The sequence below is a fragment of the Streptomyces sp. DH41 genome, from assembly GCF_029813785.1.
Classification (GTDB): domain Bacteria; phylum Actinomycetota; class Actinomycetes; order Streptomycetales; family Streptomycetaceae; genus Streptomyces.
This window is the reverse complement of the sequence record NZ_JARVKY010000021.1, coordinates 57,521-71,311: the sequence shown is the minus strand read 5'-3', so window position 1 is coordinate 71,311 and position 13,791 is coordinate 57,521. Positions and strand designations below refer to the sequence as shown.

Below are 13,791 nucleotides of genomic sequence, written 5' to 3'. Positions count from 1 at the left end.
GTGTTCGGACGTCGCAAGAACAGGGATGCCGCCGAGGACGCGGCCGGCGAGGCCGAGCAGGTCGTCGACAGCGTCGACACCGAGGCGGACGACAGGGGCGAGCGAGTGCGGCTCGAGCCCGAACCGCGGCCCGACGGGCCCTGGGACAGCACCGAGGTCCGCGACCCGGCCGAGGGCCGGGTGGACCTGGGCGGCCTGTTCGTACCCGGAGTCGACGGCATGGAACTGCGGGTGGAGGTCGCGGGCGACGCGATCGTCGCCGCGACCGTCGTGCTGCGCGACAGCGCCATCCAGCTACAGGGCTTCGCGGCGCCCAAGCGCGAGGGCATCTGGGGCGAGGTGCGCGAGGAGATCGGCTCCGGCATCACCCAGCAGGGCGGCATCATCGACGAGGTCGAGGGCCCCCTGGGCTGGGAGCTGAGGGCGCAGGTCCCGGTGCAGCTGCCGGACGGCACGGGCGGCTTCCAGGTCGTGCGGTTCGTCGGCGTGGACGGCCCCCGCTGGTTCCTGCGCGGAGTGATCTCGGGCCAGGGCGCGGTGCAGCCGCAGGCCGCCGGTCTGCTGGAGCAGATCTTCCGGGACACGGTCGTGGTCCGCGGCGAGGGCCCGATGGCACCCCGCGACCCGATCGTCCTCAAGCTGCCGAACGACGCGCAGATGGTCCCCGAGGGCGTGCAGCAGGAGGAGGGCTCCCGCTTCGCCGGCGGCATGGGCCAGCTCCAGCGCGGACCGGAGATCACCGAGGTCCGGTAGGCGAGGACCCCGTACGGTTTTCCGTACGCGTGTCCGTACGCGTTTCCGTACGCGCGCGAGCGTTCACACACACGCGTAGAAGGGTCGCTCCCCGCACGGGACGCGGCCCTTCTGCCATGCCGGGACCCCCGAACGGCACGGGACCGCTCGCGGCCGACGGCTGGGGGCGCCCCCCCGGCCGTTCAGGCGCCGTCCAGGCACCGGGGGAGGGCCGCCGTCGCCGTCGCACCGCCCTGGTCATCACCCGCCACGCCCGCTGCCGGACCTCGCCGACCGGGTGCTGAAGCCGCGGGGACGGCGAGACCGCCCCCCGCGGCGGCCGGGCAGTGAGGCCCGCGGTCGAGCTGCCAGGCCCGCGGTCGAGCAGTGCCGGCGACGGCCGGGGACGTCACGACCGCGGACGTCAGAGTTCCGTCAAAGAGCGCTCCCGACCCACCCCCTGCCCCCATTTGTCGGGATTACTGGCCGTAGGGTCGACGCTGCGCACTCAGCGGTGACCGGAAGACAATGAGGCCATGGGACGCGGCAAGCTTCGGATCTACCTCGGCGCGGCGCCGGGCGTCGGCAAGACGTACGCGATGCTGTCCGAGGCGCACCGGCGCACGGAACGGGGCACCGACTGCGTCGTGGCCTTCGTGGAGCACCACGGCAGAGCGCGCACCGAGGTGTTGTTGCACGGCCTGGAACAGGTACCGCGCCGGGAGCTGGCACACCGCGGCGCGCTCTTCACCGAGCTGGACCTGGACGCGGTGCTGGCCCGGGCTCCCCGGGTGGCCCTGGTGGACGAGCTGGCCCACACCAACGTTCCCGGCGCACGCAACGCCAAGCGCTGGCAGGACGTCGAGGAGCTGCTGGCCGCCGGTATCGACGTCGTGTCGACCGTCAACATCCAGCACCTGGAGTCACTCGGCGACGTCGTCGAGTCGATCACCGGGGTACGGCAGCGGGAGACGGTGCCGGACGAGGTGGTGCGGCGCGCGGACCAGATCGAACTGGTGGACATGTCGCCGCAGGCGCTGCGCCGCCGCATGGCCCACGGCAACATCTACCAGCCGGACAAGGTCGACGCGGCCCTGTCCAACTACTTCCGCCCCGGCAACCTCACCGCCCTGCGGGAACTGGCCCTGCTGTGGGTCGCGGACCGGGTCGACGAGTACCTCCAGCAGTACCGCAGCGAGCACCGCGTCTCCAAGATCTGGGGCTCGCGCGAGCGCATCGTGGTCGGTCTGACCGGCGGCCCCGAGGGCGGGACGCTGATACGGCGGGCCGCGCGCCTCGCCGAGAAGGGCGCCGGCGGCGAGGTGCTGGCCGTGTACATAGCCCGCAGCGACGGGCTGACCTCGGCCTCGCCGAAGGAGCTGGCCGTGCAGCGCACCCTGGTGGAGGACCTCGGCGGCACCTTCCACCACGTGCTCGGCGAGGACATACCGGCCGCCCTGCTCGACTTCGCGCGCGGCGTCAACGCCACCCAGATCATCCTCGGCTCCTCGCGCCGCAAGGCCTGGCAGTACGTCTTCGGCCCCGGCGTCGGCGCCACGGTCGCCCGCGAGTCCGGCCCCGACCTGGACGTCCACATCGTGACCCACGAGGAGGTCGCCAAGGGCCGCGGGCTGCCGGTGGCCAGGGGCGCGCGGCTCGGGCGCTCCCGGATCGTCTGGGGCTGGATCGCGGGCCTCGGCGGGCCGGTGCTGCTGACACTGCTGCTGGACACCGTCCACCTCGGACTCGCCAACGACGTCCTGTTCTACCTGGCGCTGACCGTGGCCGCGGCCCTGCTCGGCGGGCTCTACCCGGCGCTCGCCTCGGCCGCGGTCGGGTCCCTGCTGCTGAACTGGTTCTTCACGCCCCCGGTCAACCGGCTCACCATCGCCGACCCGAGGAACATCCTCGCGCTGGCCATATTCGTGGGCGTCGCGCTCTCCGTGGCCTCGGTCGTCGACGTCGCGGTCCGACGCACCCACCAGGCCGCCCGGCTGCGTGCCGAGTCCGAGATCCTCTCCTTCCTCGCGGGCAACGTCCTGCGCGGCGAGACCAGCCTGGAGGCACTGCTGGAACGGGTCCGCGAGACCTTCGGCATGGAGTCGGCCGCCCTCCTGGAACGGGAGGACGACGTGTCGCCCTGGACCTGCGCCGGCCGGGCCGGGGCGGGCCCGCCGGTCGGGCGCCCCGAGGACGCGGACGTGGACATGCCGGTCGGGGACCACATGGCCCTCGCGCTGACCGGCCGCGTCCTGCCCGCCGAGGACCGCCGGGTACTGGCCGCCTTCGCCGCCCAGGCCGCCGTGGTCCTGGACCGGCGGCGCCTGCGGGAGGAGGCCGACCGGGCCCGCGCGCTGGCCGAGGGCAACCGCATCCGTACGGCGCTGCTGGCGGCCGTGAGCCACGACCTCCGCACCCCGCTCGCCGGGATCAAGGCGGCGGTCACGAGCTTGCGATCCGACGACGTGGCGTGGTCCGAGGAGGACCAGGCGGAACTCCTGGAGGGCATCGAGGAGGGCGCCGACCGTCTCGACCACCTCGTGGGCAACCTGCTCGACATGTCCCGCCTCCAGACCGGCACGGTCACGCCGCTGATCCGGGAGATCGACGTCGACGAGGTGGTGCCGATGGCGCTCGGCGGGGTGCCCGAGGGGAGCGCCGAACTGGACATCCCCGAAACCCTGCCCATGGTCGCCGTCGACGCCGGGCTCCTGGAGCGGTCGATGGCCAACCTGGTCGAGAACGCCGTCAAGTACAGCCCCGCAGGCCGCACCGTCCTGGTCGCCGCCAGCGCCCTCGCGGACCGTGTCGAGGTGCGGGTCGTCGACCGGGGGCCGGGGGTGCCGGACGAGGCCAAGGACCGTATCTTCGAGCCCTTCCAGCGTTACGGCGACGCCCCGCGCGGGGCGGGTGTGGGGCTCGGGCTGGCCGTCGCCAGGGGGTTCGCCGAGGCGATGGGCGGCACCCTGAACGCCGAGGACACCCCCGGCGGGGGCCTCACCATGGTGCTCACCCTCCGCGCGGCGGGCTCCCCCGGACCCGAGGCAGCGCACTCCGCGACACCGGACTCCGCGACACCGCAGTCAGCCCCAGCGCGTTCCGCGACAGCAGAAAGGCAGGCCACCCGATGACCCGGGTGCTCGTGATCGACGACGAACCGCAGATCGTGCGTGCCCTCGTGATCAACCTCAAGGCACGGCACTACGAGGTCGACGCCGCCCACGACGGTGCCACCGCCCTCCAGCTCGCCGCCGCACGCCACCCCGACGTGGTGGTGCTGGACCTGGGCCTGCCCGACATGGACGGCGTCGAGGTGATCAGGGGCCTGCGTGGGTGGACCCGGGTGCCGATCCTGGTGCTGTCCGCCCGGCACTCCTCCGACGAGAAGGTCGAGGCGCTCGACGCGGGCGCCGACGACTACGTCACCAAGCCCTTCGGCATGGACGAACTGCTGGCCCGGCTGCGGGCCGCCGTCCGCCGGGCCGAGCCGGTCCCGGGCGGCGAGGACGACGTGGTCGTGGACACCGCGGAGTTCACCGTCGACCTGGCCGCGAAGAAGGTGCACCGCGGCGGGAAGGACGTACGGCTCACTCCCACCGAGTGGCACCTGCTGGAGGTGCTGGTGCGCAACACCGGACGCCTGGTCAGCCAGAAGCAGCTGTTGCGGGAGGTGTGGGGGCCGTCGTACGGGACGGAGACGAACTACCTGCGGGTCTACATGGCGCAGCTGCGCCGCAAGCTGGAGGCGGATCCCGCGCACCCGCGGCACTTCGTCACGGAACCGGGCATGGGGTACCGCTTCGAGAAGTGAGCCTCGCGATACCGGCCCGGAGAGGGTGTCTGGCTGTCGGCGCGCCCCGGTACGCTTCAGATATGAGTGCTGCTCCGCGTTCCGACAAGCCGATGGGCCGGTTCCGGCGCATGTTCGACCGGCTGTCCTCGTCGCAGGAGGACCTGGAGTCCGAGGAACTGCGCGAGGACGCCGACACCGCCGGCTGCACCCGCATCTGCGACTGCCAGGACCGGCAGATCGTGTCGGTTACTGGTACCTTGCGCACGGTCACCCTGCGACCGCGTGCGGGCGTCCCGGCCCTGGAGGCCGAGCTGTTCGACGGCTCCGCCGCCCTGGACGTGGTGTGGCTGGGCAGACGCTCGATCGTGGGCATAGAGCCGGGGCGCAAGCTCATCGCATCGGGCCGGATCTCCATGAGCCGGGGCCGCCGGGTGCTCTTCAACCCGAAATACGAACTGAGACCCCTCGGACGGGAGTAGCCGGTGACGTCGCTCGACAAGCCGACCGAAGACACCCAAGACACGGAAGCCGACGACGCCCGGGCGGTGACGGAGGCCGCGCTGTTCGAGGCGTTCGGCGGCGTGCGGGGCCTGGTCGAGACGGTGCTGCCGGGTCTGCTCTTCGTCACCATCTTCACGCTCAACAACGACCTGCACATGTCGGCGATCGCGGCGCTGGCCGTGTCGCTGGTGCTGGTCGTGGTCCGGCTGGTGATGAAGGACACCGTCAAGCACGCGTTCAGCGGGGTCTTCGGCGTCGCCTTCGGCGTGGTCTTCGCGATGATGACCGACAACGCCAAGAACTTCTATCTGCCGGGCATGCTCTACACCCTGGGCCTGGCCATGGCGTACATCGTCACCTCGCTGGCCGGGGTGCCGCTGATCGGCCTGATCCTCGGCCCGGTCTTCAAGGAGAACCTCTCCTGGCGCACCCGCAACCCGGGCCGCAAGAAGGCGTACACCAAGGCCAGCTACGCCTGGGGCCTGATCCTGCTCGGCAAGAGCGCGATCCTCTTCCCGCTGTACTGGTGGGCCGACACCGAGCAGCTCGGCTGGGTCCTGGTCACCCTGAAGATCCCGCCGTTCCTGCTCGCCGTCTGGCTGACCTGGGTGTTCCTGGCGAAGGCGCCGGCCCCCATCGACGTGTTCGCGGAGATGGAGGCGGCCGAGAAGGCCGAGAAGGAGAAGGCGGAGCGCGAGAGGGCCGAGCCCGAGGCCCTGGACGGCGAAGCCGTGGAATCCGCACGCGGCGGCAGGCACCGCAAGGACTGACGGCACGGGACTGACGACACAGGACCGACGGTTAGAACTGACGGCTAGAACTGACGGCTAGAACTGACGGCTAGAACTGACGGCGAGGACTGGCGGCATACGTCGGTGGGGGCGCCCGGAGATCTCCGGGCGCCCCCACCGACGTATCGCGGGCCCTGCCCCGGCTCAGCGCGCGGCGTCGGTCCGCCGGGCCGACAGCAGGTCCTCCAGCTGCTCCTCACGGGCCTGCGCCGCCACGAACAGCAGTTCGTCGCCCGCCTCCAGGGAGTCCTCCGGGGACGGGGTCAGCACCCGGGTGCCGCGGATGATCGTGACCAGCGAGGTGTCCTCGGGCCACTCCACGTCGCCGACCTGGGTGCCGGCCAGGGTCGACTCCTCCGGCAGCGTCAGCTCCACCAGGTTGGCGTCGCCGTGGCTGAAGCGCAGCAGCCGGACCAGGTCGCCGACGCTCACCGCCTCCTCGACCAGGGCCGACATCAGCCGCGGGGTGGAGACGGCGACGTCCACGCCCCAGGACTCGTTGAACAGCCACTCGTTCTTCGGGTTGTTCACCCGGGCGACGACGCGCGGAACGCCGTACTCCGTCTTGGCCAGCAGGGAGACGACCAGGTTGACCTTGTCGTCGCCCGTCGCGGCGATGACGACGTTGCAGCGCTGCAGCGCCGCCTCGTCCAGGGACGTGATCTCGCACGCGTCGGCGAGCAGCCACTCCGCCATCGGAACGCGCTCGACCGAGATGGCGGTCGGCGCCTTGTCGATGAGCAGGACCTCGTGGCCGTTCTCCAGCAGCTCGCCCGCGATCGAGCGGCCGACCGCACCGGCTCCGGCAATGGCGACCCTCATCAGTGACCGGCCTCCTCTTCGGGACCCTTGGCGAACGACGCCTCGACCTTGTGGACCTCGTCGGTGCGCATCATCACGTGCACCAGGTCACCCTCCTGCAACACCGTCTGCGAGGTCGGCAGTATGGCCTCCCCGAGCCGGGTGAGGAACGCCACCCGCACACCCGTCTCCTCCTGGAGCCTGCTGATCTTGTGGCCGACCCAGGACGCCGAGGTGTGCACCTCGGCGAGCTGGACGCCGCCGGTGGGGTCGCGCCACAGCGGCTCGGCGCCCGAGGGGAGCAGCCGGCGCAGCATCTGGTCGGCCGTCCAGCGGACGGTGGCGACCGTGGGGATGCCCAGACGCTGGTAGACCTCGGCGCGGCGGGGGTCGTAGATGCGGGCGGCGACGTTCTCCACGCCGAACATCTCGCGGGCCACGCGGGCGGCGATGATGTTCGAGTTGTCGCCGCTGGAGACCGCGGCGAAGGCGCCGGCCTCCTCGATGCCCGCCTCGCGCAGGGTGTCCTGGTCGAAGCCGATGCCGGTGACCCTGCGGCCGCCGAACGTGGAACCGAGGCGACGGAAGGCGGTGGGGTCCTGATCGATCACGGCGACCGTGTGCCCCTGCTGCTCCAGGGTCTGCGCGAGGGCGGAGCCCACGCGCCCGCAGCCCATGATGACGATGTGCATCGCCTCACACCCCGCTTTCCGCGGGCCCGCCGGCCTCTGTGGATGTCCTGCTCATGTCTCTCTTTCGGCTCGCCTGGCGACACGTCGCGGCCGGTGTCCGGGCCGCAGGGGACATCATGCCGGTGAGTACCGACGCTGATGCCTCTCGGGGCCCCGGAAGCCGGATTCCCGGCCGGGAATCCGGCGTACCGGACGGGAACCCGGCGTCCCGTCCGGGAATCCGGTGTCCTGGCCGGAGGGAAGGCCGGCGACCCCCGCCCGCACCCAACGTATCCGCAAGCCTCCAGGGGCCGCAGGAGCCGTCTCACCCTCTGGCCGACGACCTCCGCCGGCCGATGCTGCGGATGCTGGCGAGAGTGAGGGTCACGAGGCCGAGAAGCGTGACGGCGCCCCCGATCAGTTCTGCGCTCAGGTGCATGGGACCTCCATGGGCTGCGACGGCCGGCCGGCGGAACGGAACGGCAATCGGAAACGATGCTTGCCGTATGAGCAGCCAAGTAGGCAGCCATATAGGCATGCGAACCCCGTAACCTGCGGAATCCGCAGCCGAGCGACCCCCCGAATTCACCCGTAGAGCAGACGGCGGGCCGATCGGGGGTGGCGGGTGGGCGGGCGCCCGTTCGAACGCTTACGATCCTCTGTTGTGTCCAAACTGACCGACGTGCCCAAGCGGATTCTGATCGGGCGCGCACTGCGCAGTGACCGGCTGGGGGAAACGCTCCTGCCGAAGCGCATCGCCCTCCCCGTCTTCGCCTCCGACCCGCTCTCCTCCGTGGCGTACGCGCCTGGCGAGGTGCTGCTGGTCCTGTCCATCGCGGGCGTGTCGGCGTACCACTTCAGCCCCTGGATCGCGGTCGCGGTCGTCGTGCTGATGTTCACCGTGGTCGCCTCCTACCGGCAGAACGTGCACGCCTACCCGAGCGGCGGCGGGGACTACGAGGTCGCGAACACCAACCTCGGGCCCAAGGCCGGCCTGACGGTGGCGAGCGCGCTGCTGGTGGACTACGTCCTGACCGTCGCCGTCTCCATCTCCTCCGGCATCGAGAACCTCGGCTCCGCCATCCCCTTCGTCGTCGAGCACAAGGTGCTCTGCGCGATCGCCGTGATCCTGCTGCTGACGCTGATGAACCTGCGCGGGGTCAGGGAGTCGGGCACCCTGTTCGCGATTCCGACGTACGTCTTCGTCGCGGGCGTCTTCATCATGATCGCGTGGGGCGCCTTCCGCGGCCTGGTGCTCGACGACACCATGCGCTCTCCGACGGCGGACTACGAGATCAAACCGGAACACGGCGGCCTGGCCGGCTTCGCGCTGGTCTTCCTCCTGCTGCGCGCCTTCTCCTCCGGCTGCGCCGCCCTGACCGGTGTCGAGGCGATCTCCAACGGCGTCCCGGCCTTCCGCAAGCCCAAGTCGAAGAACGCGGGGAACACCCTCGCGATGATGGGCCTGCTCGCCGTCACCATGTTCTGCGGGATCATCGCGCTGGCCGCCGCCACCGACGTCCGCATGTCGGAGAACCCGGCCACCGACCTCCTCCACAACGGCGTCCCGCTCGGCGCGGACTACGTTCAGCACCCGGTGATCTCGCAGGTCGCCGAGGCGGTCTTCGGCGAGGGCAGCTTCCTGTTCATCGTCCTGGCCGCCGCCACCGCCCTGGTCCTCTTCCTCGCCGCGAACACCGCGTACAACGGCTTCCCGCTGCTCGGCTCGATCCTCGCCCAGGACCGCTACCTGCCGCGCCAGCTGCACACGCGCGGCGACCGCCTGGCCTTCTCCAACGGCATCGTGCTCCTCGCCGGCGCGGCCATGCTCCTGGTCTTCGTCTACGGCGCCGACTCCACCCGCCTGATCCAGCTCTACATCGTCGGAGTGTTCGTCTCCTTCACGCTGAGCCAGATCGGCATGGTCCGCCACTGGAACCGCCACCTGGCCACCGAACGGGACCAGGCCAAGCGCCGCCGCATGATCCGCTCGCGCGCGATCAACGCCTTCGGAGCCTTCTTCACCGGACTCGTCCTGGTCGTCGTCCTGGCCACGAAGTTCACGCACGGCGCCTGGGTCGCCCTGCTGGGCATGTGCATCTTCTTCGCGACGATGACGGCGATCCGCAAGCACTACGACCGTGTCTCCGAGGAGATCGCCGCCCCCGAGGACCCCGACGAGGCGCAGACCGACGACATGGTGCGTCCCTCCCGCGTCCACTCGGTCGTCCTGATCTCCAAGATCCACCGCCCCACCCTGCGCGCCCTCGCCTACGCCAAGCTGATGCGCTCCGACACCCTGGAGGCGCTCAGCGTCAACGTCGACCCGGCGGAGACCAAGGCGCTGCGCGAGGAGTGGGAGCGGCGCGGCATCGCCGTACCGCTGAAGGTGCTGGACTCGCCGTACCGCGAGATCACGCGCCCGGTCATCGAGTACGTCAAGAGCCTGCGCAAGGAGTCCCCGCGGGACGCGGTCTCGGTCATCATCCCCGAGTACGTGGTCGGCCACTGGTACGAGCAGCTGCTGCACAACCAGAGCGCGCTGCGCCTCAAGGGCCGTCTCCTCTTCACCCCCGGCGTCATGGTCACCTCCGTCCCCTACCAGCTCCAGTCGTCCGAGGCCGCCAGGCGCCGGGCCCGCAAGCGGCAGGACTGGAGCGCGCCCGGCGCGGTCCGGCGCGGCCCGGCACAGGACGGCAGGGCGAAGGACCCCTCGTCGTCGACGTAGACTGGACGGCTGCTGTCCTTTGTCGTACGTCTCACGGCGTCCGCCTCTTGATCGTCCGTCTCTTGCCACCCCGTTCTCTGGAGTCACCCCGCCATGCACGCAGAACCGAAGAAGTCGCAGGCGGAGTCCCAGGGGGTCTCCCTGGTGGGCCAGGAGTACGAGGTCGAGATCGGCCCCGTCGCCCACGGCGGCCACTGCATCGCCCGTACGTCCGAGGGCCAGGTGCTGTTCGTCCGGCACACGCTGCCCGGTGAGCGCGTCGTGGCCCGGGTCACGGAGGGCGAGGAGGGGGCCCGCTTCCTGCGCGCCGACGCGGTCGAGATCCTGGACGCCTCCAAGGACCGTATCGAGGCCCCCTGCCCCTTCGCCGGCCCCGGCCGCTGCGGCGGCTGTGACTGGCAGCACGCCAAGCCGGGAGCCCAGCGCCGCCTCAAGGGCGAGGTCGTCACCGAGCAGCTGAAGCGCCTCGCGGGCCTCACGCCCGAGGAGGCCGGCTGGGACGGCACGGTGATGCCGGCCGAGGGCGACAAGGTGCCCGCCGGCCAGGTCCCGTCATGGCGCACGCGTGTGCAGTACGCGGTGGACGTCGAGGGCAACGCGGGCCTGCGTAAGCACCGCTCCCACGAGGTCGAACCGATCGACCACTGCATGATCGCCGCCGAGGGCGTCAGCGAGCTGGGCATCGAGCAGCGGGACTGGACGGGCATGGAGTCCGTCGAGGCGATCGCGGCGAGCGGCTCGCAGGACCGGCAGGTCATCCTGACTCCCCGCCCGGGTGCGAGGCTCCCCCTCGTCGAACTGGACCGCCCTGTCTCGGTCATGCGCGTCGACGAGAAGGACGGCGGCGTCCACCGCGTCCACGGCCGCCCCTTCGTCCGCGAACGCGCGGACGACCGCACCTACCGGGTCGGCTCCGGCGGCTTCTGGCAGGTCCACCCCAAGGCCGCCGACACCCTGGTCCTCGCGGTCATGCAGGGCCTGCTCCCGCGCAAGGGCGACATGGCCCTCGACCTCTACTGCGGCGTCGGCCTCTTCGCCGGCGCCCTGGCCGACCGGGTCGGCGACAAGGGCGCGGTCCTCGGCATCGAGTCCGGCAAGCGCGCCGTCGAGGACGCCCGGCACAACCTCGCCGGCTTCGACCGGGTCCGCATCGAGCAGGGCAAGGTCGAGTCCGTCCTGCCGCGCACCGGGATCGACGAGGTCGACCTCATCGTCCTCGACCCCCCGCGCGCGGGCGCGGGCAAGAAAACGGTGCAGCACATGGCGTCGCTGGGCGCCCGGAGGATCGCGTACGTGGCATGCGACCCGGCGGCACTGGCCCGGGACCTGGGGTACTTCCGGGACGGGGGGTACCGGGTGCGGATGCTGCGGGTGTTCGATCTGTTTCCGATGACGCACCACGTGGAGTGTGTCGCGATCCTTGAACCGGTCGCGAAGGGGTTCTGACCTGCGCATTTGTTGTCCGGGTGGGTTGCTCGACCTGTTTCCCTCAGTGCAGCGGTTCGAGCGGGAGGACTGATCTCTGCAGCTCGGTGACCTGCGGGTTTGTGAGCGAGGTGCTTGCCTGGGCGACGTCTTCAGGGGGGCGTTCGGAGAATCTTGACGCTCGGATGACGCTCGAAGCGGAAGTCTCTGCTGCACCTCCGCCGGCACTGCGAGCCACCATCTTCGACCATGCGTTGCTAGGGAACGCGGCTCGACCGCGCCACTGTGATACCGGTCAGGTATCATCCTTGTATGGCGATGACACTCCGGCTCCCCGACGACCTTGACGCGAAGCTCACCGAGCGGGCTCGTCGGGAGGGCCGCAGCAAGCAGGAACTTGCCATCGAGGCCATCCGTGAAGCACAGGACCGGGCCGAGCTGAAGGTCGATGACGTCCTGGCCGAGCTGATGGACAGCGATGCGGAGATCCTGGACTACCTGAAGTGACCGGCGTGCGCTACATCCAGATCGACGAAATCCTGGCCATCGCCCGCACGGTCAACGGAACCGAGCACAGCGTGCGTGACATGGGTCTTCTGGTGTCGGCGATCGAGCGGCCCCGGACGAACGTGTTCGGTGCCGAGCTGTACCCCACACTCCACGAGAAGGCCGCGGCACTGCTGCACTCCGTCGCCCGCAATCACGCGCTGATCGACGGCAACAAGCGCACCGCCTGGCTCGCCATGCGTGTCTTCCTGCGGTTCAACGGCGTGAGTGCCGGTACCGGTCCGCCGCCCGTCGCCGTGGCCGGCCCGTTCGTCGAGGATGTTGCGCAGGACAAATTCGATGTACCGGTCATCGCCAAGCGTCTGTCGGCATGGTTCCCCGCTCGGTAGCAGAGCCTCGGAGCCCGCCGTGACTTGAGGGGCCGGGATCGGGCATGCAGCGTTCTATAAAGGCTTGTGCGCTGGTTTGCTGTGCCCCGGGCGTACGAGTCCGTGCATGCGGCAGTGGAGCCGGTGAGGGGCCGAGGAGGGAAGATGCCCCGCGAGGCGGATGCCTCGCAGGGCCGGTGTGCCGTGGTGCTGGTTCAGTCGCGTCCCGCTGGTCTCAGCTGAAGTTGACGTCGCTGCACAGGAAGTACTTCTGGTCCATGTGGGACGCCTTCCAGACGGTCACCACGACGTGCCGTCCGCTGTAGCCGGAGGTGCTGACGTCGGTGACGTAGTGCGCCTGGTAGGGGTAGCGGCCGGTCTTCTTCACCAGCTCGAGGTCGTCCCACCCGATGAGCTCGTACTCGGGGTTGAAGCCCTGCTTGGTGACGTAGACCTCGAGCCAGTCGGCGCCGTGCCGGGCCTCGTCGTAGACGTCGACGGTGAAGTCGGAGCTGATGTTGGTCATCTTCCACGGGCCGGGGCGGTCGAGAGGCCGGTAGTTCGTCTCGCCCTGGCCGCCGGCGCTGCAGATCTGACCGTCGGGGATGACCTGCTTGTAGTTGTCGCCGGTGTTGTTGGCGTAGACGGCCTTCCACGCGCCGATGGCGTTGGCGTTCTCGTGGTAGGTGCGGTAGCACATGGGGTCCTGGGACTCGTTGGGCTCGGTGTAGCCCCAGCGCTGCAGGCAGCCGTAGTTGCGGGTCTCGGGGGTGATGACGGTGCCGTGTGCTGCGGCGGTCGGCGCTTGGGCGAGCATGCCGAGCAGGCTGGTGGCCAGGATGGCGGCGCCCAGTGCTGTGCGGCCGGCCGCGGTTGCGGGTACGCGGTTCATGGTGCTTTTCCTCCGTGTCCTTCGGGAATCACAGGCCGGGCGTGACCCGCGATTTACGTGCTCATGACAGGCTGTTGTGTGGGGTCAGATGCTGTGTGTACCGCTCACCTCCTCTCGCGGGTGCTGCTTGCGGTGGGTGGAGAGGGTGAGCAGCTCGGTCGCGGACCATCGGCCGGGGCCGAGAACGGCGATCAGCAGGAAGGCCCAGCAGAACAGGGCTGCCTGCTCGCCGCCGTTCTCCAGCGGGAACAGTCCGTCGCTCTGGTGGTGGACGAAGTAGGCGTAGGCCATGGAGCCCGAGCACAGAAGGGCGGCCGGCCGGGTGCCCAGGCCGAGCAGGACGAGGGCGCCGCCGACCAGCTGGATCACCGCCGCCCACCATCCGGGCCACTGGCCGGTGCTGGGGGGCTGCCCGTGCGGTCCGCCGAGCACGTCGAAGAGCGTTGCTGCCCCGTGGCAGGCGAACAGCAGTCCGAGCACGATCCGGAACAGGCCGAGCACCGGTCCCTGGTACCTGGTGGGTGTCTCCACGGTGATGCCCTTTCTCAGCGGCGAGCGGGGGAGAGCCGCTTCCTCCAGAGA

Annotated in this window: 13 protein-coding genes; 9 read left to right on the top strand and 4 right to left on the bottom strand. The window is 70.5% G+C overall.

What is annotated here, in order from left to right; genetic code table 11:
• The 5 genes from QC283_RS29100 (at nt 1) to QC283_RS29080 (ending at nt 5,796) form a co-directional block, all read left to right on the top strand.
• Entirely contained in the window at nt 1–753 is a 753-nt protein-coding gene (locus QC283_RS29100) for a DUF3710 domain-containing protein (protein ID WP_279564691.1), read from the top strand.
• A gap of 515 nt (nt 754–1,268) precedes the next feature.
• On the top strand, nt 1,269–3,863 hold the full coding sequence (locus tag QC283_RS29095; RefSeq protein WP_279564690.1) for a sensor histidine kinase KdpD: 2,595 nt from the start codon (nt 1,269–1,271) through the stop codon (nt 3,861–3,863).
• On the top strand, nt 3,860–4,543 hold the full coding sequence (locus QC283_RS29090) for a response regulator (protein WP_279564689.1): 684 nt from the start codon (nt 3,860–3,862) through the stop codon (nt 4,541–4,543). Before QC283_RS29095 ends, QC283_RS29090 begins: the two co-directional genes overlap by 4 nt.
• Before the next feature lie 62 nt (nt 4,544–4,605).
• A complete protein-coding gene (locus QC283_RS29085) occupies nt 4,606–5,004 on the top strand; it encodes an OB-fold nucleic acid binding domain-containing protein (protein WP_279564688.1) in 399 nt (132 codons plus the stop codon).
• A 3-nt stretch (nt 5,005–5,007) separates the two neighbouring features.
• Nucleotides 5,008–5,796 carry a DUF3159 domain-containing protein gene (locus QC283_RS29080; RefSeq protein WP_279564687.1) on the top strand — a complete coding sequence of 263 codons (789 nt, stop codon included), beginning with the start codon at nt 5,008–5,010 and terminating at the stop codon, nt 5,794–5,796.
• A gap of 165 nt (nt 5,797–5,961) precedes the next feature.
• Here the strand turns inward: QC283_RS29080 and QC283_RS29075 are convergent, their stop codons facing one another.
• Both QC283_RS29075 and QC283_RS29070 read right to left on the bottom strand, forming a co-directional pair.
• Nucleotides 5,962–6,639: a potassium channel family protein gene (locus QC283_RS29075; RefSeq protein ID WP_279564686.1), complete on the bottom strand. Its 678-nt coding sequence runs from the start codon at nt 6,637–6,639 to the stop codon at nt 5,962–5,964.
• The gene (locus tag QC283_RS29070; RefSeq protein WP_279564685.1) at nt 6,639–7,310 is read right to left on the bottom strand and encodes a potassium channel family protein; all 672 of its coding nucleotides are present in this window, start codon (nt 7,308–7,310) and stop codon (nt 6,639–6,641) included. The genes QC283_RS29075 and QC283_RS29070 overlap by 1 nt, the downstream gene beginning before the upstream one ends.
• Nucleotides 7,311–7,953: 643 nt before the next feature.
• Here QC283_RS29070 and QC283_RS29065 point away from each other — a divergent pair.
• The 4 genes from QC283_RS29065 (at nt 7,954) to QC283_RS29050 (ending at nt 12,338) form a co-directional block, all read left to right on the top strand.
• The gene (locus QC283_RS29065) at nt 7,954–10,017 is read left to right on the top strand and encodes an APC family permease (protein WP_279564684.1); all 2,064 of its coding nucleotides are present in this window, start codon (nt 7,954–7,956) and stop codon (nt 10,015–10,017) included.
• Between the two features lie 93 nt (nt 10,018–10,110).
• The gene (locus QC283_RS29060) at nt 10,111–11,463 is read left to right on the top strand and encodes a class I SAM-dependent RNA methyltransferase (RefSeq protein WP_279564683.1); all 1,353 of its coding nucleotides are present in this window, start codon (nt 10,111–10,113) and stop codon (nt 11,461–11,463) included.
• Nucleotides 11,464–11,754: 291 nt separating this feature from the next.
• A complete protein-coding gene (locus QC283_RS29055; RefSeq protein ID WP_030862426.1) occupies nt 11,755–11,949 on the top strand; it encodes a ribbon-helix-helix protein, CopG family in 195 nt (64 codons plus the stop codon).
• A complete protein-coding gene (locus QC283_RS29050; RefSeq protein WP_279564682.1) occupies nt 11,946–12,338 on the top strand; it encodes a type II toxin-antitoxin system death-on-curing family toxin in 393 nt (130 codons plus the stop codon). The genes QC283_RS29055 and QC283_RS29050 overlap by 4 nt, the downstream gene beginning before the upstream one ends.
• A 214-nt stretch (nt 12,339–12,552) precedes the next feature.
• Here QC283_RS29050 and QC283_RS29045 read toward each other — a convergent pair whose 3' ends face one another.
• Together QC283_RS29045 and QC283_RS29040 are read right to left on the bottom strand one after the other, a co-directional pair.
• Nucleotides 12,553–13,209, bottom strand: coding sequence for a lytic polysaccharide monooxygenase (locus QC283_RS29045; protein ID WP_279564681.1), 657 nt, complete (start codon nt 13,207–13,209; stop codon nt 12,553–12,555).
• Nucleotides 13,210–13,293: 84 nt separating this feature from the next.
• Nucleotides 13,294–13,740: a DoxX family protein gene (locus tag QC283_RS29040; RefSeq protein WP_279564680.1), complete on the bottom strand. Its 447-nt coding sequence runs from the start codon at nt 13,738–13,740 to the stop codon at nt 13,294–13,296.
• Nucleotides 13,741–13,791 lie beyond the last annotated feature (51 nt).

Coding starts and splice junctions, on each gene's coding strand:
- QC283_RS29095 (WP_279564690.1), top strand. CDS start 1,269: ATGGGACGCGGCAAGCTTCGGATCTACCTCGGCGCGGCGCCGGGCGTC.
- QC283_RS29090 (WP_279564689.1), top strand. CDS start 3,860: ATGACCCGGGTGCTCGTGATCGACGACGAACCGCAGATCGTGCGTGCC.
- QC283_RS29085 (WP_279564688.1), top strand. CDS start 4,606: ATGAGTGCTGCTCCGCGTTCCGACAAGCCGATGGGCCGGTTCCGGCGC.
- QC283_RS29075 (WP_279564686.1), bottom strand. CDS start 6,639: ATGAGGGTCGCCATTGCCGGAGCCGGTGCGGTCGGCCGCTCGATCGCG.
- QC283_RS29070 (WP_279564685.1), bottom strand. CDS start 7,310: ATGCACATCGTCATCATGGGCTGCGGGCGCGTGGGCTCCGCCCTCGCG.
- QC283_RS29060 (WP_279564683.1), top strand. CDS start 10,111: ATGCACGCAGAACCGAAGAAGTCGCAGGCGGAGTCCCAGGGGGTCTCC.
- QC283_RS29055 (WP_030862426.1), top strand. CDS start 11,755: ATGGCGATGACACTCCGGCTCCCCGACGACCTTGACGCGAAGCTCACC.
- QC283_RS29045 (WP_279564681.1), bottom strand. CDS start 13,209: ATGAACCGCGTACCCGCAACCGCGGCCGGCCGCACAGCACTGGGCGCC.